This window comes from Paraburkholderia sp. BGA-UO-ETr-F21, assembly GCF_059567925.1.
Window position 1 is genome coordinate 591,817 of record NZ_JCAQOY010000039.1, and the last position, 22,008, is coordinate 613,824.

Here is a 22,008-nt window from a genome sequence, read left to right on the forward strand (position 1 = left end):
GTTGCTCGCGCGCAAGGCCTTCGCCGCGCTCCTGGCCCCCTTTGCCGCTGCGCTGCTCGCCACCGGATGCGCGAGCAACCACTTCGTGACGCCACAGCCTGCCGCGGCCACCCATCGGCCCGATGCGCAGGCCGACATGCATGTCGCTGAAAGCGCCCTTGAGGCCGGCGACACGCCGCTTGCCATGTCGCTTTTTGAAAAAGTGCTGAAGACCGACCCGAAATCGAATGCTGCGCAGCTCGGCCTCGGCGATGCGATGTATCAGAGCGGCGATCTCTCGCGCGCCGGCGTCCTCTATGGGCAGGTTGCGGCCGTAGCGCCGGACGATGCGCGCGCCGTGCTCGGGCTCGCACGGGTCGCGCTGCGCCAGCGACGTCTCGACGAGGCCGAGAAGCGCTACCGCGCACTCAGCGCAGCCCACCCGGACCAGGCGGTGGCGGCCGAGGGGCTTGGCACTACGCTGGATCTCGAGGGTAAGCACGCGCAAGCGCAGGCGGTCTATCGCGCAGCCTTGCAGCGTCACCCCGAGGTCGCGGGGCTCAAGGCCGATCTCGGCTTGTCGCTCATTCTGGCCGGCGATGCGCGCGCAGGCGCCAATGTACTGCTCGATATCGCCGGCTTGCCTGATGCGCCGCCGCAGGCTCGCGAAAACCTCGCGCTGGCGTATGGAATGCTCGGCAACAGCGAGGCGGCGAGGCGCATCCTGGTGACTGACATGCCGGCCGAATCGGCGGACGACAATCTACGCTTCTACCAGCAACTGCGCGAGCGCCTCGGCACCGCCAGGCGTGATGCAGGCAGCGCGGGTGTTGCAGGCGCAGCGGAAACACGGCCCGTGTCGGCAGCAAGTGTCGCTGCTCGCGGAGTGCTCCATTGAAGCGGCGCGGGCGCCCCGGCTACGGTGCCCGTGTTCGCGCGCGCGGCAGCGTTTCGCTAGAGTTCGTGCTGGTGACGCCGTTCCTGCTGATGGTGCTCTTCGGCATCGTCGACGTAAGCATGGTGCTGTGCGACAAGGCCGTAATCACGAATGCCGCAGGGGAAGCGGCGCGCCAGGGCGTCGTGCTGCGTGTGCCGTCCTATACTCAAACCCAAATCCAGAACGTTGCGCTTGCCTATACAAAGAACAGTCTGGTGACAAGCGGCACGGCGACGCCCCCCACCGTGAACGTGACCCCGACGGGCGGGTGCGCGTCGGCAGGCAGCAGCAATCCGCTGCAGGTGAGCATCAGCTATACCTACAACGGTGTTGTGCTCGGCTCGGCTTTCAGTGTGATAACAGGGCCTATTACGGTGAAGGCTGTCGCGGTGAAAAACTGTGAATAAGCGAGTGCGTTCCCGCCGAGCCGCGGCAGCGATGCTTTGCCGTCCATCCGTGAGCCGCGACGTGTGCCTATGCCGGTGCGTGCGTGCGAGTTCGCAAGAGCGCGGTTCGGTAACGCTTTGGTTTTTGTTGACGTTCACTGCGTTGCTGATCATCGGGGCTTTTGCGATTGATCTGCCGCGTGTCTTCACGGTCAGTGGCGAATTGCAAAATGGCGCTGATGCGGCGGCGCTCGCCGGCGCCGGAGCGCTCTCGCAAGGCAGCACGAGCGGACCGAACTGGGCTGGGGCGGCCTCGTCCGCAACGGCGGCCGTTGCGTTGAATACGTCTGACGGCGTCAAACTTACGAGCGGATCGGTCACGGCGGGATATTGGGACGTCGCCGCGTCGTCGCCCACGCTGCTCGCGCCGGGTAATGTCACGCTGCCGGCGCCAGCGGGCCAATTGCTGGAACCCGCAGTACAGGTGACGATCTCCCGCAATGCCGCGAGCAACGGCGGCCTCGTGCACCTGCTGCTCGGCACGCTGCTCGGCATGCCGACGACGGCCGACAGCGCAACGGCCGTCGCGGTCATCGCGCCGCCATCCGCGGTACCTGCTGGAGCGCTATTTCCCATGGTCATGGATCAATGCGTGTACAACCAATATTGGGACTCGACGAAGAATGCGCCCAAGTTTGACGCGGCAGGCCAGCCTTATGAATTCGAGGTCGGCAACGGCCAGGAATATGGCGCTTCTTGCGAGGCGGGGCAGTGGACATCGTTTCTCGTGGTCGCCAACGACACGCCGACGGTCGTCAATTTGATCGATAACGGGAATCCGACCTCACTGTCGATCGGGGACAGCATTTACATCGACCCGGGTGTCAAGGCGGCTGTCTACAAGAGCATTCCGACGGCAACGACCGTCCTCATGCCAGTCGGCACGCAAATCGAGAACAAGACATTCGTCCCCATCATCGCGTTCGCCGCTTTCCACATAGACAGTGCGGACCAGGGCGGCAAATACATCCAGGGGCACTTCGTAGCCGGTTACACGATGCCGACCCAAGGAACAGGCGTCTCGACGAAGAACTATGGCGGGTATGTCGCGCCGCGTCTCGCGTTCTGAGTGCAATTTCGCTCACCCCTGCGGTCGGCATCGATAACCATGTAGCGGGCCTGGGCCTCGCGTCGAGAGGCCTAGAGGTAGAGTCAAAGTGAAGTAAGCCTTTAGACCTCACGGAAGTCGACATGAGGTTCTGCGGAGTAGACTTTCACTCGAACAACACTGAGGTTAGAGAATGAAAGGGACTTCCCATCCTGAGGCTGCGGCGGAAGCCGCGAGTCGGCATCAATGTGCCAGGATGAAGTTGCGAACGTTCATCGACAGCAGCGAGAGGGGAGGTCCATGTCTATTGTCACTATCGGAATCGATCTCGCCAAAAAATGTGTTCGCCGTTCACGGCGTGAACGAGGCCGGTAAAGCGATGCTGGTCAAGCCACGCGTTCCGCGCAATCAACTGGCGATGTTGATTGCGCAGTTGCCGTGGAGCGTCATCGGCATCGAGGCCTGCTCCGGTGCGCATCACTGGGCACGCCTGTTCCAGCAACACGGCCATACGGTCAAGCTCATGGCGCCTTATCGCATGTCTGGCAAGCGCGGCAAGAACGATGCGGCGGATGCTGCTGCGATCCGCGAAGCGGTGACGCGCCCACGCATGCGTTTTGTGCCGCTGAAGGACGAACATCAGCCGGCAACGCTTTGCCTGCATCGGACACGACAAGGTTTCGTTGAAGAGCGGACCGCGACCTACAACCGATTGCGAAGCCTGCTCTCGGAGTTCGCGTGGTGCTGCCTCAGAGCCCGGAGAGGGTGCGCAGACACATCACAGAGCATCTGGACACGTTGCCTGGCTGGGCGAAGCGCAGCATCAGCGATCTGCTTGAGCATGCTGGTTTTGCCGGGTTGCCGGGGCTTGCAGATTCCGATTCACTTGCGCAACTATTCACGGATGATTGGCGGATGGATTACCGGTCGCCGCGCGTCCGTACGATCTATAGCGCTTGCAAGAACGAGTCGAAGGCGGGGCGTTGAAAGACCGCGATGTCATAACAATCTTTGATTTGCGCATGACGATGGGCGAACAGTCAGACAATCTTTCTCTTGCGGAACGAAGGGCTCTGTCAGGTTGATGGAGAGGCGGCGGTAGAATGAAGCGATGAAGAAAACGAAATCGCTTTATCACGGTCACCGCTTCCCTGCCGCCGTCATCAGCTGTGCGGTTCGCTGGTATTTCAGATTCAGCCTGAGCCTGCGCGACATCGAGGAATTGTTGCTCGAACGTGGTGTCGTGGTCACGTACGAAACGATCCGTTGCTGGTGCGACAAGTTTGGTGCCAGATTCGCCCGTTTCGCCAAAGCGGCGCGGCGCAAGCCAGGCAGCACCTGGCATCTGGACGAGATGTTCGTGACGCTGCGCGGCGAGCCGTATCTGTTGTGGCGAGCCGTCGACGAACATGGTGTCGAACTCGACGTGCTGGTGCAAAAGCGACGCGACAAGGCTGCGGCAAAGCGCTTCTTCCGGAGGGTGCTGCGTTCCAACCCGGTGCCGCGCAAAATAGTTACCGACCAGTTGCGCAGCTATGCCGCGGCTAAGGCTGACATCCCAGAGCTCCGTCATGTGAAGCACGTTTTCGTCAAAGCGGCTGCACGCGTGAACAACAGAGCCGAGAACAGCCACCAGCCGACACGCAGGCGCGAACGCCAGATGTGCGGCTTTCGCGATGCGTGTCGCACGCAGGCGTTTCTTTCATGCTTCGGCCCAATCCGGCAGCACTTTGCGTTGCCCAGAAATCAGATGAACGCGGCGTCTCATCGCGCCGTACTCAAACAACGTCTCGCCACATGGCATGCTTGGACTGCTACTCGCGCAGCCGAGAAAGCTATCTGATAAGGATAACTACACTTGGGCTAAACAGATAGCCTCCTGCCGCCAACTTGACACCCATTAGTCGGCCGGAGTCAAGGTACAAATCTCTTCCCCCTGCGATTGCCATGTCGATATGTGTTTCATCGACATGGCAATCGCAGGGACGCTTGTGGTGCGTCTCCTGTCTGCAGGATCAATATCGCATCCGGTTTCTCAAAGCTGGTTGCGAAACGGATCGCACCAGACACCCATCTGGATCAAGCATGCCGTGAGGTAAGTCACGTGTGCCCTGGCGGCCATGGCCGCCCCGGAGAAACGTTGGTGCCGGACGAGGTCCAAGGGGTTGGTCAAAGCCGTGGCTGTTGCGTTTGCAACGCCAGTCAAACGTGGCTCCCCGCCCGGGCGACCCGATTGCTTGCAGACAGTCGGTGAGGTGAAGCAAAGGAAAGACCCAATCAAAGCCATGGCTGTGCACCAGTCAAGTTACCGGGTTCGTTCCCCTTGCATCACCTGCTAGCCAAAACAGCGAACTGTCTCAAATGGTTTGTGCTCCCGAAGCATGTGATAGCAGGCGCGGGCCAGCTTGTGCGCCAGTGCCTTGATCGCAACGATGCCGTTGCGCATTCGCTTCTTGCGTTCGTAAAAGCGCCTGGCTTGCGGACACGTACGGATCGCGAAGTTGGCCGCTTCGACAAACGCCCATGCCAGGTAGCGGTTCCCGTTCTTCGTGTTGCCTTCGCCTTTCTTCCTGCTGTTGCTTTCGCGCCTGCTGTCCACGCAGCGACAGTAGGAACTGAAGTGGCCAACGGTGGCAAAGCGCGAGATGGTGCCTGTTTCCAGCATGATGGTGGTCGCCAGCACCGGACCAATGCCGGGCACCGTGTTCAGCAGCGCGTAATCCGGATTCAGTTTCACCTGCTGCATGAGTCGCTTTTCGACGATCTCGATCTGCTGCTGAAGCGTTTGCAGGACCGCCAGGTTGGCCCGGATCGCGAGCGTTACGTCCGGCGCAAAACCGAATCGGCTCACCTGCGCGCCATCGAGACGCTTGACCTGCGGCCCGTGCATCTGAGAACCAGTATGCCGCGCGAACAGGTTGCCGATCGCGAGAATCTGGGCGGTGCGGCACTGCACGAGCTGCATCCGTTTGCGTGCAAGGTCGCGTACCTGCCGTCCGTCCGCGGGGTAGATGTAGCCTTCGGGCAGCAGCCCCAGACGCAGTAATTGTGCGAGATGGCCGCATCGGTGAAGTCACCACTGTATTTCAGCCCCTCGTACTGCCTGATCGCTGCGGGGTTGGCGAGATGAACATGGTATCCATCCGCAAGCAGTGCATCGACCAACCAGTACCAGTTGTACGTCGCCTCGATGACCACGCCTTCCAGTTCTTCGCGATGCGGCGCCAGTGCGGCGCGGATCTGCAACGCGTCGTTTGGCAACCGCCGCTGATAGACGATGTGGTCCACCTCATCGCTGACCACGACCACACTGTTGTTCGAGTGCAGGTCGATTCCACTAAACTTTTTCATGCCGGCCTCCTGTGCGTCACATCGGTGTCGCAACCCTGACTCTACGCCAGCCGTCCTACCGGAACGGCGCGAGGCCGGCTATATGATTATCAATGCCTTGCGAACAGATTCTGTGGACATTTTTCGGCTCGTGCGGCGCGTCGGGACAATCCATCATGCTGCCAGGAAAGATCTCTTAAACGGTATATACTGTTTATATCGTTTTTTGAATCTGGCGGTGCTCATGATTGAACCCCGCGCCAGGAAGGCGACGAAGAAAGCATTTCACTTTCCGAAAAGTGCCGATGGGCGTACCGTATCTGATGAGAGACAAGCGGACGCGACGCAGGCGGTAGCTACTGATAGTCAGGCTGCCCCGACAAAGGCGAAGAAACAAAAAGCGGGCGACAGCGGTGGAAGCGGCGGCAACCAGCGCTGCCGCAGAGGAAAAAGCGAAGCGTGTGAAGAAAGAAAAAGTCGTGCGCGATAGCTTCACAATGCCGAAGTCCGACTACGAAAAAATCGCAAAACTGAAGCAGACGTGTCTCGACGCGGGCGTGTCGGCCAAAAAAAGTGAGCTTCTGCGCGCGGGACTTGTTCTACTGGAGGCCGCATCGATGAAGCGCCTGATCGCTGCGGTTTATGCTGTCGAAACGGTCAAGACCGGTCGCCCCGCAAAGTCATAACTCGGCGCCAATTCTGCTGCACGCGACTGGCGCTCGCAGGGGATAGTCACTCGTAGTCGAGGGCAGAGCATGTCAGACAAGCATCTTTCGAGCAGGTTCGATGCTGAACTTGCCACGCTTTCAACGAGACTGCTAGAAATGGGTGGTCTGGTCGAGTCGCAGGTTGCGTGCGTGCTGGAAGCACTGAAGACATTCGATCTGGCACTTCTTGAGCATGTTGGCGAAACCGAGCGTCAGCTCAATCTCATGGAGATAGAAATCGACGACGAAGTAGTCAACGTCATTGCTCGCCGGCAGCCGGCAGCCTCCGACTTGCGCCTTCTGATGGCGGCTTCGAAGTGCGCAGCCAACCTTGAGCGTGTTGGCGACGAGGCCCGGAAGATAGCGAAGCGGACTCGCCGCGTCGCCATGGACGCCGGTGCGTGGAAACTCAATATCCCTGAAATCAGGACTTCAGGGGAAATGGCTTCGCACATGCTTCGTAGAGCGCTGGATGCATTTGCGCGGATGGATGCAGCGGCGGCTGCACAGATTGTCTGTGACGACGAAGCTATCGATGCCGAATTTCGCGCCATCGTAGTCAAGCTTGTCGCGTCCATGAAGGAGGACCCTCGGATCGTCCAGATTGGGCTCGACTACCTGTTGATTGGAAAATCCATCGAGCGTATCGGGGACCATGCCACCAACATCGCGGAGTCCGTCGTCTATGCGGTTCGTGGTAACGACATTCGCCACGAGCATAGAAAGCAGCGGGGGCACGAACTCTCTGGCAATTAGGGAAAGTCGCGTCGGCGCAAGTATCTGCGGACTCTAACTAACACAGCATTTACTGCGCCGGGACCGCCGTTTCGTCCGGACTAGTGACGAGAGTCCCGACACGTCTGGACGCGACCTTTTCAGGCAAGCCGTATCGGTCGTGCCCAAATGAATCAGCACCGGCGGGTTGATTCGCTGGTGCCCGGCTGTTGCGCCCTTAGACAGGACAACACCCGTTCGCTTCAAACTCCCTTAGAAGCGCGTGCGCATCCCGACCGTGCCGACCACCTGGTTCGCCGTCGACGACGCACCACCCGACGTATTGATAAAGGCGACAACGTTATGGCCGATTGCGTGCTGATACATACCTTCGGCGTAAACGTCCGTGCGCTTGGAAAGCGCATAGACAGCCTGCAGGTTGACCTGATTCCACTTCGGATCCGAGCCGTACTGCGTACCGGTCGCATTGAACGCACCTGACAGATGGGCGTCGGTGTACGTGTCGGTGATGCCCAGCGTAACTGCCGGTGTCAGCGCGTACTTGGCGTTCAGTTCATAGTTGTCGAAGCGCTGCGAACCGTTGTTGAGGTTGAACGATTGTGTACCCTGATAGTGGCTGTTCGTATACACGAAGCCGAACACTGCCGGGCCGAACGTGTAGTTCAGACCTGCGCCGATTACGCGCTGAACGTCCGCGCCGAACCTGAAGCCGCCCGTCTGGGTAGGCGCTTCGCCGAGGTCAACTGCGCCGCTGGTGTTCGCCTGCGGGACGGCGCCGTTGCCATTGATCTGTAGGTAGCCGGCGGCCATCTTCAACGGGCCGAACTCGTAGCTTGCGCCCGCGCTGTAGGCACGGTTCTGGGTAAAGTCAGTGTTGTTCGAGAACGCGTAGAGGCCACCGAACTTCAGGCCTGCGTAGTTGCTGCTCGTGTATTTGACCGCGTTGCTGATACGCAGCGTGTGGTTCAGGTTGTCATTGTCGTACGGGTGTGCGAAGCCTGTGTCGCCGAAAGTGCCGGCCGTACCGGACAGCGGTGCCACGAAGTCGACCACCGAGTCATACTGGCGGCCCAGCGTCACCGTACCGAAGTCGCTGCTGCTCAGACCGACGAATGCCTGACGGCCAAACAACCGGCCGTTCTGGCCAAGCTTGCCGCTCTGCACATTGAACCCGTTTTCCAGCACGAAAATGGCCTTCAGACCGCCACCGAGATCCTCGGCGCCGCGCAGACCGAACCGGCTGCCGTTAATGGTGCCGCTGGTTGCCTGAAAAAGGCTGCCGTGCGCAGTGGCGGAAGTCTTGACGTTGTTGGTATACATCAGACCAGCGTCGATGAGGCCGTACAGGGTTACCGAACTCTGTGCATGGGCACCCGATGCGGCAATTGCAGCGGATACGGCGAGGGCGGCAGGGACTTTTTTCATGACTTCACTCCAAGGGCGGATTTCAGGCAGAAAGCGGGGCCATGGGGATTAAAGGCGGGAGTTCCATGATGTCACTTCCCAGCTGGATTGCAGCGGTAAGTTGTGCCGTGAAAATTCGTCATAAATCCGAAATAACCTTGTTGAAACCGTTGCCAGAAAAGGCGCGTGCTACTCCGCTTCATTCCATCCGGGATGCATTGCCGTTGTATTGAGGCGACGGCATCGGGTTCGCGGGCGTCCCAACAGCCGGCATCTCGTCTTGATATAGAACTGGATTTAATACAGTGGGTAGTACAGGCTCTAGGGGTTCAGCGAGGGGGGACATGCGAAGAAGTTCATTGAGGGGCAGTAACGGATTCGCTATGAAGAGTCGGTCGAGGTCATCGCCCACGTGTCGCGGTGCGGACCGCATAGCTCCGGCCAATTTCAGCCTTTTGTCGGTGCACCTGGGCGGATAGTCGAATGCCAGGTGCGCGTGCCTTAGTGGACGTTCGCAAACGCGAGCCGCTCAATGGGGGCGTAGTATCTGATCCTCCGGCGCGTCAACGGTCGTTAGAGGTCAGCGGTCGACAGAGTTATCCGTTCGCCAGTGGCAGGCAACGTTTTTTGCTCAATCACCTGCAAAAGCCGGCGCTTGCCAAGCTCGAATGCAAGCATCAATTGTTTCGGAGTCTCGTTCGCAGCACCGAGCTTTTCACAAACCGTTTCAGCAGGGAGCGCAAAGGCGCAGTATCTCCAACCAAAACCGTAGGCTGAAAACCACAGTGTCGAGTCGACCGTAAGGAGCGCTGCCGTAAGGTTCGTATGGGGCTGGTCCATGGCTGTCACTTCCTGACCTATAAGAGTTGAGTTTGATTTTCGCATAGCGGACTTACGAAAGCTCTGTCCGGCGGCCTCGGTGGCAAGTCGGCCAGATGTGCCACTATCCGCCAGGTTGACCAGCGCTTGACGACCGTCCGTGCGGGCCGCTTCCTCAACCAGGAAGGTCTTCTCACTGAATGCAATGAGTTTGAAGCCGCTCCCCTGAACGCGTGGGACGGTGATGCCCCAATGCCAGCCGCCGTCTTGCTCGAAGACATGCAATACAGGGGCGGTTGACGTGTCAGTCTGAGAGGTCGTCACGGCGCCTTCTCCTGTCATATTGCGACCGTAGGCGCACGATTGCAGACCCTCCGTCTTTGCACTACCGCTGCTCCGTTGTGTTGCAATATATGGATCGTGGTAAAAATGTCAAATCACAAAGCGTCACAATTTTGAAAAGATTCGCCTCTCGCAGAGATATCCGAACATGAATTGACGAGCTATTGATCTGACATGAATCACGGGGGGCTGTATGGCTAGCCATTCGCTCATCTGGGCAGCGGTGCCGCACGACAGTGACGGCGTCGTCTTCCAGGCTCGTATTGTCCATGGACTTCAGCGTTTCCACTTATCGCGTCGCGTGCTCGAAAATGAGTTTGACCTCGAACCGCGCGCTTCGGACGCGAGACAACTCGAATACTTCTATTTGTATCTGAATCGCATCCTGGCTCAAGCCGGCGCGAAGTGTTCGGTCGTCAGTCCAGCTACGGTTCCGCTTCTGGCAACCGATTTCGATTCGACGAGCAAGGAGCAACGCGGGTCAAGCCGGCATGTAATGGAACGAAGCGCAGCCTGAACGACGGCGTTGGATAGGGCATCAGTTGTACATTGCATTGGTCGCTCTGGCGGATTTGAACGCACTCGGCCAGTTGCATCCCATGTGCCGCGAGCGCCAAGTTCGCATGCCATGATTCCAACTGAGAACGCCATTGCTCGAAGGGCTCGCCAAGCGGATGTCGAGGGTCACCACGAGTACGCCATACCTTCATTCTGGCACTTTGGCTTTGTCGCCCAGCTTATCGGTGCGCTGCTTCATCGGGCAGCCCGATCTTCCGTTCCCGGCCGAGGCCGTGTAAAAACGTGCAGAACGCCCGGTTGGTGAAGTCCTGTCGGGATCACGATTGCGTTGGACCGAGACGCAAGCGGATGACGTGATCGAGCTTTGCTCAATGAACAACGTTGGCGCGCGAGTTCACGCGCCTGCCAGCTTCATTGCGCGCATCGTCTTTGCGAACCCGAGAATCCTGATGACTCGCTTGAGGTTGTATGCCAGCACATGCAAACTCATTTCGGCCGCGACATGGCCCAAACGGCGTGTCTGGAAGTGGGTCGAACCCATCCAGTGCTTGAGCGTGCCGAACACATGTTCGACCGTTCGGCGTCGTATCGTCATGGCGTCGAGCTGGCGATCCAGCCTTGACTGCATTTTCTCAAGTACCGCTTCGTGCTCCCATCGTCGGATACGCCGGTAATCAGCTGGTGTGCACTGGCTTTTCATCGGGCACTTCGGGCAAGCGCTACTCCAGTAGGTACGCAGGGTCATCGGATTTTCGCGCTCGACCGAACTGAATCGGTAAATCGCCCGTTGGCCCGCCGGACACAGGTACTGGTCGTCTCTGGCGATGTAGATGAAGTCGGCCCGGTCGAATCGTCCATCAGCCTTTGCACTGGAGGTTTGCATTTTCGGCACCAGCGCCGCGATACCGGCGTCATCGCACGCCTTGATCTCCGGGGCACTGAAGTACCCACGATCGGCTAGCGCCTTGATCGTCTTCTTGCCCATGGCATCGCGGGCGGCCTTGGCCATCGGGCTCAACTGCGTCCGGTCGTTACCGATGTTCGTCACTTCATGGGCCACGATGAGGTGATGCTTCGTGTCGACAGCCACCTGAACGTTGTAGCCGACCACACCTGTGCCCTTGGCTTGCGACATCATCGAGCGTGAGTCGGGATCAGTGAGCGAGACCTGCTTTCCCGGTAAATCATTCAACAGTTCTGCGGCATGATCCAGATCGCGCATCTGTTCGCGCAGCGTTTCAATCTTTTCCCGTAGCCGTTCGGTTTTTGCTTCTACCTCGGCCGGTTGTGTGCGGTCGGCGGTCTCCAGTGCATCCAGATAGCGCTGAATGCTTTGCTCGATTTGTTCCTGACGCTTCGCAATCTTGTTGGGTGTGAAGTTGTTATCGCGGCTGTTGACTGCCTTGAACTTGCTGCCGTCGATGGCCACGACTGCTTGCGTGAAGAGTTTCAGGTCACGGCATATCACCACGAAGCGCCGGCATACATTGCGAATCCCCGGACCATTGCTGCGCCTGAACTCGGCAATCGTCTTGAAGTCTGGCGCGAGGCGACCAGTCAGCCACATCAGTTCGACATTGCGTTGACACTCCCGCTCCAGACGTCGGCTCGATTGCACGCGATTGAGATAGCCGTAGATGTAGATTTTGAGCAGCACGGCCGGATGGTAAGACGGTCGGCCTGTGATCGCGGGCGTGGCCCCGTCAAATCCCAAGGAGGTCAGTTGGAGTTCGTCTACAAATGCGTCGACTATCCGGACGGGATTGTCTTCGGCGATGAAGTCTTCGAGACATTCCGGCAGCAGCGTTGCCTGATTGCGGTTCGCACCTTCGACGAATCGACCCATCTCCGCCTCTCGCGCTAAAAGGTTGATTCAGTGTAGGTGATTGGCCGGGTTTTGACACGGCCTCGGCCACGAACGGACATTCGACACGGGCTCCTCAATCGTTGACAACGCCGACAAATTAAGCCGATTCCGTATACGAACATGAACCTACTTGGACATCGCACACTTCATCGACCAGGGACCGTGTCGGGGGCTGCTACCCGCACTGAGAGAACCTCTGCGGACTTCCTGATAGACGGACAGTCTTTGCTGGAAATGCTGGTGAAAAATGCTGGAGGACACTCGGATTTCATGGGTTGCTTTGTGAGTGGGTATGCAGAGTCATGCGAGCGTACTCGCGCGACTCTGCTCGATGTTCCGCCTGAGAACGGAAAGCGTGTGCTGCTTTACATCTGCCCAGAGTGCGGCGATGTTGGCTGCGGCGCATATTCGGCCCTCGTGCGGCGCGATCGCGAATCCTACGTCTGGGAAAATTTTGCCTACCAGGAGGGAAAATATGATTCGACGTTACTTGAGGCTGTTGGACCGTTTTTTTTCGAATCAAATCAATATAAAGCCGGCTTGTTCGCTGCGTCAGGATTTTGACGGACCCGAGTAGGCGTGAGGCCCCAGTCGGCCAATTTCGGCCAGTCGCCGTACCCCTGTAAATTGGTAACAGTCGCCATCCGAGGCATCGTCAGTCGCGAATCGACCACTTATCGTCCCACTAGCGAAACACCGGCATCTGGTAACGTTCATCTAAACGACGGGCAAGAAGTTGAGGTAGCATCATCGAGCTAAAAAAGGGAGAAGACGGTGCCTCGCGGAATCAAATCTCGCATAAACGCGACGCTTCCATCTCTTGCCAGTCTGCTTCTCAGCGATTTTCTGACGATCTTGGCAGACATGGTTGGCTACATCACGCTGCCTTGGTGGATCGTTCATCGTGGCGGTGCACATGACCTTGCGATCTACGGCGTAGGCGTTGCCGTCACTACGATTTTTGCGATGCCGCTGCTTTCACCACTTGGGGATCGATACGCAAAGAGACCGCAGATTGTATGGGGTATCTGCGCCTTAATGGTCGTCGCCTTTACCCTCGCTACGCTCGCCTCGCTGTCCCTTTACCGGCTCAAGCTCATTATCTGCATAGGCGTGGTCACCGTTATAGCGAAAGCTTTCATCGATCCGGCCAGATCTACCATTTCGGCTGAACTTGTTCCGGCGAATCGTTTGGCCGAAGCGCTCCGTCTTCGTAAATCGACGCAAGCGGTTGGCCGCGGCTTAGGACCAGCATTGGCTGGCGCGACACTGGCCTTGGGCGGTATCGCTGCAACATTCTGGATGAATGGCATTCTGCTTGGCGTCGCTGCCTACGTGGCTTTGCAGCTTCCATCCCAGTCTCAGCAGCGCGAACGCCATCGCAGTTTAGCCCGTTGGTGGAGAGACCTACGCGCCGGACTGCACGCTAAATGGGTCGTCCCGTTGGAGCGCGGCTGGACACTTGTCAATTTCCTAGTGTGGATATTCCAAGGCCCTGCGGTCGGCATGCTGATCCCGCTCAAAGTTCAATCACTCGGGCTGTCGGGTCTCTGGCTCGGCGGTTGCGAAGCGGCCCTATCTATAGGTTTGCTACTCGGCAGCTTTCGTGGTTCTGATGCACTAGTTAGTCGTTTCGGCCGATTCAATGTCCGGGTGGGGGCTGCTATGTGTGAAGGGCTGGCACTTGCCGCTTCGGGCTGGGCCCATTCACCCATCGTTCTCGTATTGGCGCTTACATGTGTGGGTTTCGCCAATGCATCGATGGGACTCGTTGGCGCGACTCACCGCTCATTGGCTGTCCCGCAGGATTTCCGCGTGCGCATTCTCGCTGCCAGCATGATGACCACGCAGATTGCCGGCATTATTGGACCTATGATCGCAGGCGTGGCGCTCACACATTGGGCGGTGGGCAAGGTCTATACATGCTTCGGTCTCGCCACATGTCTCCTCGCTTTCGGTTTCGTCCTGATACCGCGATCGCGCGAATTCTTTGCGCTGAATCACGATCAGGTGAAAGATTGGTTTCGTCACGAATATCCCGACGTATTCAAAGTGGCCACAGTACCCGAATCGAGACAAACCACGTAGATCGCAACGCAATAGTAGTCGGGGAATGCTGCGCGTATATAAGCGGAATGGTCTTCACCCGGAACACGAACGAGTGGCTGCTTTGTAGAGATTTCATCGACCGGTTGTGGCCGACCCATGCCTTTCGCATATCTGCTGCGATCAGCGATGCTGCGAGGTTTGCGTCGGCCCGGGTTCGGCCAACAGGAAACACTCGACTCAATCCCGGGGGGCGTTGACAATGCCTCGTCGAAGAGCTCGATAAGGAGAGTCAGTTGATTCGTTCAGGAGATGTCTTTGGAATCCGGACGTCCGGCGGCGAGGCATACTTCCAGTATGTGAAGAAAGTCGCTCCGATGGGCTCACTTATCCGCGTGCTGCCGGGTGTGTTCACCGACGCACCTGCAGATTTGGAATCGCTCGTAGCGACAGAAACCAATTTCTGGATCTTCTTTCCTGTAGGAGCGGCTTTCTCTCGCGGCATCGTTCGAAAGATCGGTAGATACGCAATTCCGGATCATTCGACGGATATCCCCGTGTTCCGAGCTGGCGTCGTGGATCCGGCCGTCGGGAAGGTAGTCGACTGGTGGTTATGGGATGGGGAGAAGGAATGGCGCGTCGGTCAGATCACCCAAGATCAGCGAAAGCTCCCCATTCGAGGCTCATGGAATGACACGATGCTGATAGAGCGGATCGAGGAGGGGTGGTTACCGGACAGCGATCCGAGGTAATTCAACTTCACGAACCGTCGGACAGGAGCCGGCCGGTCCGTTCAGCGACGCCGCAGTTTCGAATAATCAACAACTCGCGATGCGAACCCCGTCGAAGGCGCCACCCGCCTTGCGTCTCAGGGTCAAAAGCTCGGCGCTAAGCGCCAGCGAACGGATGGCGGATACGGTGTACCGCTGAGGAAGGCCAGAAATACTTCCACGACCTGGTCAGCCATAAACCATTCATCTGAGCGCATCGGAATGTTGCCCGCTCTGAAGACTAGGATCGTGCCGTCAGGGCGAACGAATGGCCGCTACGTGCAGATTCGACGGTCCGCTCAGGGTCGTACCTCGCTCCCGTGGTGCGCGGCGCAAACTGATTTTCCTTCCGTCGAAAGGAGAACCGTCATGGAAGCGATTGCTATCGGCAGCGCGCGGCGTGCGCCTTGGAACAAGGGAAAGTTGACAGGTCAGAAGCCGCCACTCAAGCTCAGGGAAATCTGGGCAATCCGTATCCGCCTGCAGCTGGCGTCTAAAACGAGAGATCTCGCTATGTTCAACCTCGCCATCGACAGCAAGTTGCGAGCGTGCGACCTCACGAAGTTGCGAGTCTCCGACATCTGCCTGGGTTCGCGAGTGGCAAGCCGGGCGACTGTCATGCAGCAGAAGACACAGCGGCCAGTTCAATTTGAGATCACCGAGCAGACTCGCGCGAGCACGGAGGCGTGGATCTGCGCAGCGGGACTCTCGCCGAGCGACTATCTGTTCCCCAGTCGGATCCACGGGTCGCCGCATCTATCGACGCGGCAGTACGCCCGGCTGGTCCATCGCTGGATTCGGGCGATCGGGCTGGACGATGCTGCTTACGGAACGCATACGATGCGCAGGACGAAGGCGTCGCTGATCTACCGTCGCACGAAGAACCTGAGGGCAGTGCAGTTGCTGCTCGGACACAGTAAGCTCGAGAGCACGGTGCGATACCTCGGCATCGAGGTGGATGACGCACTCGAGATGGCGGAGCAAACTGACCTATGACCAACGCGGCCGGGCAGCGATCGTACGCTGTCCGGCCACGAACGGCCTTTCCCGATCGGCTGATCGACGTCTTCTAACGGTGATTGAGCAGCCAAAGCGCCAGCGCGGGGTAACCAGGCGATCGATGCGATTTGAATTGGTCGTCCCACTGTAACTTGGGACCTTGCGGTGCTTCCAGCGAACGGCTATGTTAGGCACAGAAAATGTACTTAAAACAGCGACGGAGCCTAACGCAACCTTTATGACTCACAAAGCCCTCCAACAAGTTTTCCAACGGGTTGCCTTGTCCAAAGACGACTCGGACTTTACTTATTTTTTCAACTTGCTTTTGGCGGCTGAGGCCTTAGCGAAGACGGTGACACTCGGAATGGTCGCCGCGATTGCAGAAGACAAGGAGCGGAACAGATACCGAATTGAGCACGCTCTCGTCCGCGCCGACGGAATGGGTGACTGGGGGCGCGCAATTGAGGATGTACTCACAGGACTTGCCTCGCAGTATCTGGTAACAAGCGCCCATACCGAGCAAAGTGAACTTACCAAGCTGTGTCGGGAAGGCGACTGGCAGTACAGAAGCGTATTGGCAATGAAATGCGCGCTAGATGAGTTAGGTATCGAGTCTGAAGAGTTGCCTGTCAAATCTGACATGAAGCGTTGGTTTCGGTTGCTCTCAACGCTCCGAAACAAGACACGGGCCCACGGTGCAACAAAGGCTGCGAGCGTGGGGCAGCCCGCCGAATATCTGAAAGAAAGTTTGGAAATATTCTGCGAAAATTTTTCACTGTTCAAACGTTCTTGGGTTTACCTCCATCGAAATTTGTCAGGGAAATACAGGGTTTCTTCCGTCTCCGGTGATCCTTCTGCTTTCGAATATTTGAAGCGCGAATCTACGCATGTATTGCAAAATGGGATATACATCTACTGGGATTGCCCTCGCCTTGTCTCGCTAACCGAAAGCGATCCAGATCTAACGGATTTTTATTTTGCCAACGGAAGCTTTTCTGGAAAAAAATACGAATTACTTTCTTATCTTACCGACAACAAGAAATACGGCGACGCGCAAACATACTCGGTCCCGCCAGGCACTCTTCCCGCCAGCGAAACCGACGGGCGTGGAGAGCTAGTTCCACGCGAAAACTGCTTCTCCAATGCGCCTGACTCGCTTGCCGATTACGTGGATCGTACTGAACTCGAGGCCGAACTTCTGTCTCTGTTGATCGACGATAAGCGCCCAATTATTACGCTCCGAGGCAGAGGTGGTATTGGTAAAACATCGCTGGCGCTTCGGGTCTTGGAGGACGTATACCGGGATCTTCGTTATATGACGGTTGTATGGCTAAGCGCCCGGGACGTCGATTTGCATATGTCTGGACCTAAACCGGTTCGACCTAACGTCGTTAGCCCTGAAGATATGAGTCGGCTTTACGCGAGGCTTGTACTCTCTGACGAGGCTAGAGCTGCAAAGGGCTTCAACGCGCGTCAATTCCTTGAGGGGCAGCTGCAAAAATCCGATTCGGGTCCTTGCCTGTTTGTTTTCGATAATTTTGAAACAACGCAGAATCCACTAGAAGTATTTACTTGGATTGACACGTATATCAGGTTGCCCAACAAAGCACTGGTAACCACCAGACTTCGCGATTTCAAGGGTGATTATCCTGTTGACGTTCTGGGCATGAATCGCGACGAATCAATTAAACTAATTAATCAAGTTTCTGCACAACTTGGAATCGCTCGCCACCTGACGTCTTCGTATGTCGAAGATTTAATTGATCAATCCGAAGGCCATCCGTATGTAATCAAAATATTGTTGGGCGAGGTTGCGAAGACAGGCGCAGCCGGGAACATACCAAGATTGGTAGCGGGAAGCGATGAGATCCTGACGGCGCTTTTTGAAAGAACATATGCGTCTCTTAATCCCTGCGCACAGCGTGCCTTTTTAACATTATCGGCATGGAATTCCTTAGTGCCCCGACTTGCATTAGAGGCTGTTTTAATACGCTCGACTGGAGAGCGGCAGCAAGTTGAAAGTGGGATTGAAGCGCTACTTAATTATTCTTTGGCGGAAGCTCACATCGCATCTGCGGACAATCAAGAATTTCTTTCGCTTCCGCTCGTTGCGAGCGTATTCGGGAAGAAGAAGCTCAATATAAGTCCACAAAAGACGTCTATTTTGTCGGATTCTGAAATTCTTCAAATGCTGGGTCCGAGTCGACGGGACGGCATACAGCTTGGCCTCGCAAAAAGAGTTGAAAGGTTCGTGGCTGCGATTGCGAAGCGCTGTGAATCTGGCGAGTCTTATGAAAATTATGAACCTATTATCGAGATGATCTGCCGAAATTACCCGGCGGGTTGGCTTGTACTAGCTCGCTGGCATCTAGAGCTAGGTTCGGAAGACGGTTTGCAAAAAGCAAAATCGGAATTGGTCCGATTTTTAGAGAACGAACCAGATGGCGTTCAAGTCGCTGATGCCTGGCGTACGTTAGCCTTCGTATGCCATCGTTTGGGGGATACGTTGGGAGAGGTTCATGCGTTTGTGGAACGCGCGCAACTTTCCGACGTTCCATTTTTTGACGTTTCCAATACGGCGAATCGCCTGAATCAATTTCTGAGAGATCGTGGATTGGAGCTCGATACTCACGAAAAGCAAGCACTCGCTCAGCGGCTTGCTACGGTCATGGAGAATCGGATAGAGGAAGCCGATGCAGACGATTTTTCGCGAATGGCGTGGCTCGCTATACACCAAGGACTGGAAGGCGAAGCCCAAAAATATGCTGCGGCGGGTCTAGAAAAGGATCCTGAAAATTACCATTGTCGAAAGCTCGCGGGCCGCCTTGGCTTATCAGACTAGAGATGGGGAGCGAACTGCACGCAGACGGCCACAGCTGACACAGATACGATTTGCGTTACTCTTCAAGTGATAAATGCAATAGTGCGGAGCGAGGGGGTGACGCAAAATGGAAATTCGCCCAAGACAGAGTAAGCGGCGGCTGCCCGCGAGCGGCTGCTTCAAGGATGCGCAAGAGCCGCTCGCCAACGCGCCGTGATCGGCCGCTCAGGGTCGAGAACGGTCCGACGGCAAATTGGACAAGCGTGGGCTATGGCGTAAGCCGTCGCGCAAAGGCTTATCTGGCGGGGAGGAGATACTGCTGCATCACGGGAGAATGGGACGCAGATGATCCAGCGTCTGGAGCGTCGACGGGTGCTTGCATACTTCCGCTGCAAAGTTGCTTTGGCCATATGAGTTTACCGGTTACCAATTGTCGTCAATGCCGAGGTATGGGCTGTACAAATGCGAAAGACGAACTGAAGCCGGTCGGGTTTGCTTATCACGCCGGGATATGGCCGCGCGAGTATTCCCCCGTAGGCTCGTAGGATGGTGGCCGTTCGTCGCGATTGGGTAGGCGTGACTACCCAAATTTGCGATGTTAAATGGCGGCAGAGGAAGTGCAATTGGCCGGAGCTGGTTGATATTGTTGTTACAAAATAGCTCCTCTGCTACCTTGTCGGCGGTCCATGATGACAAAAGGCAATGTCGCCTCGTTCCATGAGAGTTCTCCATGACGAAGGTGGCAATTTGTGACGCACACGGAGTAATGCGCGAGGGGCTGCGCGCGCTTCTTTGCAGCACTAGTGAGTTCGAAGTTGTCGGTGAGGCGTACGATGGAGCAAGCACTCTGGCTCTTGCGCGATCCACCGATGCGGCCCTCCTTACACTTGGACTCTCCATGCCGGGCATCCATGGGCTCGATCTGATCCCGCTGATCAAGGACGCAAACCCCTCCCTGCGAATTCTGGTGGTGACGATGCATCCGGAGAAGGCGTACGCGGTTCGAGCGTTCAAAGCCGGAGCGTCCGGGTACCTTACAAAAAATGCGCCCGGTGTGGACTTCATCGCCGCAGCCAGGAAGGTTGCATCCGGAGGCATCTATGTAAGTCTCGCGATGGCGGACCAGATCGCCAGAGGTTTCGATGAAGTGGACGCTGTATTGCCACACCAGCGCCTGTCCCCCCGGGAGTTCGATATATTTCTGCGAATTGCATCCGGGGATTCGGTGACAGTGATCGCCGAATACCTTCATCTCAGTACCAAGACGGTCAGTACGCACAAGGCAAAAATCTTGGAAAAGACGGGGCTGGCTAATGATGCAGCCCTGGTGCGCTATGCGTCACATGCAGGGCTTCTTGGCGATGACTGACGGAAAGCGCATCACCGGCGAATGGGCAGCGGACGACCCGGCGGCCGGCGTGATGGTGAGTGCGCTGCTTCGTCAGGCTACCCCTTTTTCCATTCCAGGCCGCAAGCGGTCAGTCGACACCGATTTCCACATGCCCGACAATCGACCGTCCTAAGTCCATGCTGCGTGCTACTCGTTGCTAGACAATTGATCGGGGGGAAGAATGGACAGAGCCGAGGAACGGGCAGACTACATTGGCAAAATTCGGGCCGCCCAGTTATTAGATGCGGTGTTTCTGCTCTTCTATTACAACGAGTGGTCACGGCGATGGGGACCACAATCGGAGCGCCCTCCGGAGCTTGACTTGTCGGAAGCTTTGCCCGGGTTGAGCCAGCCCACTTATGAGCACGCCTTGGCTTTGGTGAGACAGATGTGGAAGGACGCGACTGCCGTAGGCTTGGCATTTTATAAATATCCTCAGGCCAAGCGAACGTTCGAGGAAGAACTAGTGGCTTTCAAAACGGAAAATCCAGGCTTCAGCGAAGAGTCGTATGCATTGGCTAAGCATGCTGCCTTCATTTCACTCCGGTAGCCTTCGCGCTTGACAAAAAGTAAAGGTGCTTACAGCCCTCGCGAACGGCGGCTTCGTGGTGCGATGACTGTCTCTTGTGGGTCCGCCCCGCGACAATCGACATGGGGTCCGCATTGCGCTCAGCGGACCGATAGCAGGGGGAGGAGAGCGGGGAAGTCGCCCGCCAGCGGCCGGATGCTCAATCCGACCGTCTAAGGCTACTTCGTTGGATGCTTGGCGGACACGTTTGCCGTCGCCTCAATGGCGGCGAGGCGGGAGTCCATTACTTTCGCGTGCAGCTTAATGGCCCTGATCAGAAATTGAACGTCCTCGCTTTCGCTCTTGGATGCGAGATCGTCGAACTCCGCCCACAGTTTCTTCAAAGCTTCGGTGCTCATGGCTACTCCTTACGGGGGTGATTGACGGTGCAGCAAGGTGATTGTGCTCCTCTTCGGAGTGGCCTGGACCGGGAGGGGTTGACGAGAAATCGACGAGCGTGGGCTATGGCGTAAGCCGTCGCGCAAAGGCTTATCTGGCGGGGAGGAGGTACTGCTGCATCACGGGCGAATGGGTAGCAGATGATCTGGCGGCTGGCGTGATTGTGGGCTCAGGCATGTTGGGATACAAAGTTGCTTTGGCGCACGAGTTTGTCAGTGCGCTGCTTCGTCAGGCTGCCCGATCTTGCGTTGCCGCCCAGCAACAGACGTTCGGCAAACGTGCAAGTTCGGCTGCTAAAAGATTTGTAGTGGAATCTCATGTAGAGTATTCGCTGCATGCTGACAATTTCCTAATAGGCTGACCGCAACAAGAGCGGCATATGCGATACCAAATTGGTGATGCTCCCAAGCTCACGCATTTGCTCCTGTCGGGTTTTACGGCAGAACCACAGCCTGCGATCGAAAAGGGTCTAGACCGCTATCTCTGGCGGCACGCGCGCTTCGCTTACGCGGAGCCGCTTGCGGATGTATTGGACGACGTGCGTTCGGGGCTGGCCGGCAACTTTCTTTATCATAAAAAGAGTGGCCTCATTTTTGCGCATACGGAGTTTGGCTTTCATCAGTTATTGCTCGCTCATCTGGCGGCGCTGCATAAAACAGATTTTTGCCGAGAACACGTGACATGGGACGTGCATCAGTTTCCGTATGCAAATCCGATGAGGCAGCTTGCCGATGACTGTGTAGTCGAGGGGTACGGCTTGTTCATGTCGTCCGTATCAGACGGAAAGCGCATCACGGTCGGACAGGCCTTCACGTGGGAGCCCCTCGAACTAGCCGCCTTTGGAAATTTCGAACGAGATGTCATTTGATTTTGCCGACGTCA

General features: G+C 57.1%; 20 protein-coding genes and 2 pseudogenes. 17 read left to right on the forward strand and 5 right to left on the reverse strand.

The window, feature by feature from the left end; translation table 11 throughout:
• Position 1: 1 nt before the first annotated feature.
• From AC57B1_RS32155 to AC57B1_RS32175, 5 genes and pseudogenes are all read left to right on the forward strand, one after another.
• A complete protein-coding gene (locus AC57B1_RS32155; protein ID WP_496419749.1) occupies positions 2-877 on the forward strand; it encodes a tetratricopeptide repeat protein in 876 nt (291 codons plus the stop codon).
• 89 nt (positions 878-966) lie between these two features.
• The gene (locus AC57B1_RS32160; protein WP_496419791.1) at positions 967-1,323 is read left to right on the forward strand and encodes a TadE/TadG family type IV pilus assembly protein; all 357 of its coding nucleotides are present in this window, start codon (positions 967-969) and stop codon (positions 1,321-1,323) included.
• Positions 1,324-1,354: 31 nt separating this feature from the next.
• Positions 1,355-2,431 (forward strand): TadG family pilus assembly protein, encoded by a 1,077-nt coding sequence (locus AC57B1_RS32165; RefSeq protein WP_496419750.1) that lies wholly within the window; start codon positions 1,355-1,357, stop codon positions 2,429-2,431.
• 279 nt (positions 2,432-2,710) lie between these two features.
• Positions 2,711-3,253: pseudogene (locus AC57B1_RS32170) on the forward strand (IS110 family RNA-guided transposase); the annotation flags it as partial.
• Between the two features lie 268 nt (positions 3,254-3,521).
• Positions 3,522-4,253 carry an IS6 family transposase gene (locus tag AC57B1_RS32175; protein ID WP_496419751.1) on the forward strand — a complete coding sequence of 244 codons (732 nt, stop codon included), beginning with the start codon at positions 3,522-3,524 and terminating at the stop codon, positions 4,251-4,253.
• A gap of 492 nt (positions 4,254-4,745) precedes the next feature.
• On the opposite strand, the pseudogene AC57B1_RS32180 reads toward AC57B1_RS32175, so the two are convergent.
• Positions 4,746-5,761, reverse strand: a pseudogene (locus AC57B1_RS32180) (IS110 family RNA-guided transposase).
• Between the two features lie 82 nt (positions 5,762-5,843).
• On the opposite strand from AC57B1_RS32180, the gene AC57B1_RS32185 reads away from it, so the two are divergent.
• From AC57B1_RS32185 to phoU, 3 genes are all read left to right on the forward strand, one after another.
• Positions 5,844-6,230: a hypothetical protein gene (locus tag AC57B1_RS32185; RefSeq protein ID WP_496419752.1), complete on the forward strand. Its 387-nt coding sequence runs from the start codon at positions 5,844-5,846 to the stop codon at positions 6,228-6,230.
• On the forward strand, positions 6,202-6,426 hold the full coding sequence (locus AC57B1_RS32190; protein WP_496419753.1) for a hypothetical protein: 225 nt from the start codon (positions 6,202-6,204) through the stop codon (positions 6,424-6,426). The genes AC57B1_RS32185 and AC57B1_RS32190 overlap by 29 nt, the downstream gene beginning before the upstream one ends.
• 69 nt (positions 6,427-6,495) lie before the next feature.
• Positions 6,496-7,203, forward strand: coding sequence for a phosphate signaling complex protein PhoU (gene phoU, locus AC57B1_RS32195; protein ID WP_496419754.1), 708 nt, complete (start codon positions 6,496-6,498; stop codon positions 7,201-7,203).
• Between the two features lie 231 nt (positions 7,204-7,434).
• Here the strand turns inward: phoU and AC57B1_RS32200 are convergent, their stop codons facing one another.
• The 3 genes from AC57B1_RS32200 to AC57B1_RS32210 form a co-directional block, all read right to left on the reverse strand.
• Positions 7,435-8,607, reverse strand: a complete 1,173-nt coding sequence (locus AC57B1_RS32200) for a porin (RefSeq protein WP_496419755.1) — start codon at positions 8,605-8,607, stop codon at positions 7,435-7,437.
• Between the two features lie 552 nt (positions 8,608-9,159).
• Positions 9,160-9,729 carry a hypothetical protein gene (locus AC57B1_RS32205; protein WP_496419756.1) on the reverse strand — a complete coding sequence of 190 codons (570 nt, stop codon included), beginning with the start codon at positions 9,727-9,729 and terminating at the stop codon, positions 9,160-9,162.
• Positions 9,730-10,660: 931 nt separating this feature from the next.
• On the reverse strand, positions 10,661-12,112 hold the full coding sequence (locus AC57B1_RS32210; RefSeq protein WP_091806819.1) for an IS1182 family transposase: 1,452 nt from the start codon (positions 12,110-12,112) through the stop codon (positions 10,661-10,663).
• 246 nt (positions 12,113-12,358) lie between these two features.
• Here AC57B1_RS32210 and AC57B1_RS32215 point away from each other — a divergent pair, with 246 nt between their 5' ends.
• The 8 genes from AC57B1_RS32215 to AC57B1_RS32250 all read left to right on the forward strand — a co-directional run bounded on the left by AC57B1_RS32215 (position 12,359) and on the right by AC57B1_RS32250 (position 20,709).
• A complete protein-coding gene (locus AC57B1_RS32215) occupies positions 12,359-12,697 on the forward strand; it encodes a hypothetical protein (RefSeq protein ID WP_408480374.1) in 339 nt (112 codons plus the stop codon).
• A 210-nt stretch (positions 12,698-12,907) separates the two neighbouring features.
• Positions 12,908-14,221, forward strand: a complete 1,314-nt coding sequence (locus AC57B1_RS32220) for an MFS transporter (RefSeq protein WP_496419757.1) — start codon at positions 12,908-12,910, stop codon at positions 14,219-14,221.
• Between the two features lie 254 nt (positions 14,222-14,475).
• Positions 14,476-14,931 (forward strand): hypothetical protein, encoded by a 456-nt coding sequence (locus AC57B1_RS32225; protein ID WP_496419758.1) that lies wholly within the window; start codon positions 14,476-14,478, stop codon positions 14,929-14,931.
• A gap of 387 nt (positions 14,932-15,318) precedes the next feature.
• A complete protein-coding gene (locus AC57B1_RS32230) occupies positions 15,319-15,945 on the forward strand; it encodes a tyrosine-type recombinase/integrase (RefSeq protein WP_496419759.1) in 627 nt (208 codons plus the stop codon).
• A gap of 241 nt (positions 15,946-16,186) precedes the next feature.
• Positions 16,187-18,790 carry an NB-ARC domain-containing protein gene (locus tag AC57B1_RS32235; RefSeq protein WP_496419760.1) on the forward strand — a complete coding sequence of 868 codons (2,604 nt, stop codon included), beginning with the start codon at positions 16,187-16,189 and terminating at the stop codon, positions 18,788-18,790.
• A gap of 709 nt (positions 18,791-19,499) precedes the next feature.
• On the forward strand, positions 19,500-20,138 hold the full coding sequence (locus tag AC57B1_RS32240; protein ID WP_496419761.1) for a response regulator: 639 nt from the start codon (positions 19,500-19,502) through the stop codon (positions 20,136-20,138).
• Positions 20,125-20,292: a hypothetical protein gene (locus tag AC57B1_RS32245; protein WP_496419762.1), complete on the forward strand. Its 168-nt coding sequence runs from the start codon at positions 20,125-20,127 to the stop codon at positions 20,290-20,292. Before AC57B1_RS32240 ends, AC57B1_RS32245 begins: the two co-directional genes overlap by 14 nt.
• 48 nt (positions 20,293-20,340) lie before the next feature.
• Positions 20,341-20,709 (forward strand): hypothetical protein, encoded by a 369-nt coding sequence (locus tag AC57B1_RS32250; protein WP_496419763.1) that lies wholly within the window; start codon positions 20,341-20,343, stop codon positions 20,707-20,709.
• A 197-nt stretch (positions 20,710-20,906) separates the two neighbouring features.
• Here AC57B1_RS32250 and AC57B1_RS32255 read toward each other — a convergent pair whose 3' ends face one another.
• Positions 20,907-21,086 (reverse strand): hypothetical protein, encoded by a 180-nt coding sequence (locus tag AC57B1_RS32255; RefSeq protein ID WP_496419764.1) that lies wholly within the window; start codon positions 21,084-21,086, stop codon positions 20,907-20,909.
• Positions 21,087-21,505: 419 nt separating this feature from the next.
• Between AC57B1_RS32255 and AC57B1_RS32260 the strand changes: the two genes are divergently transcribed.
• Entirely contained in the window at positions 21,506-21,994 is a 489-nt protein-coding gene (locus tag AC57B1_RS32260; protein WP_496419765.1) for a hypothetical protein, read from the forward strand.
• Positions 21,995-22,008: the final 14 nt, after the last annotated feature.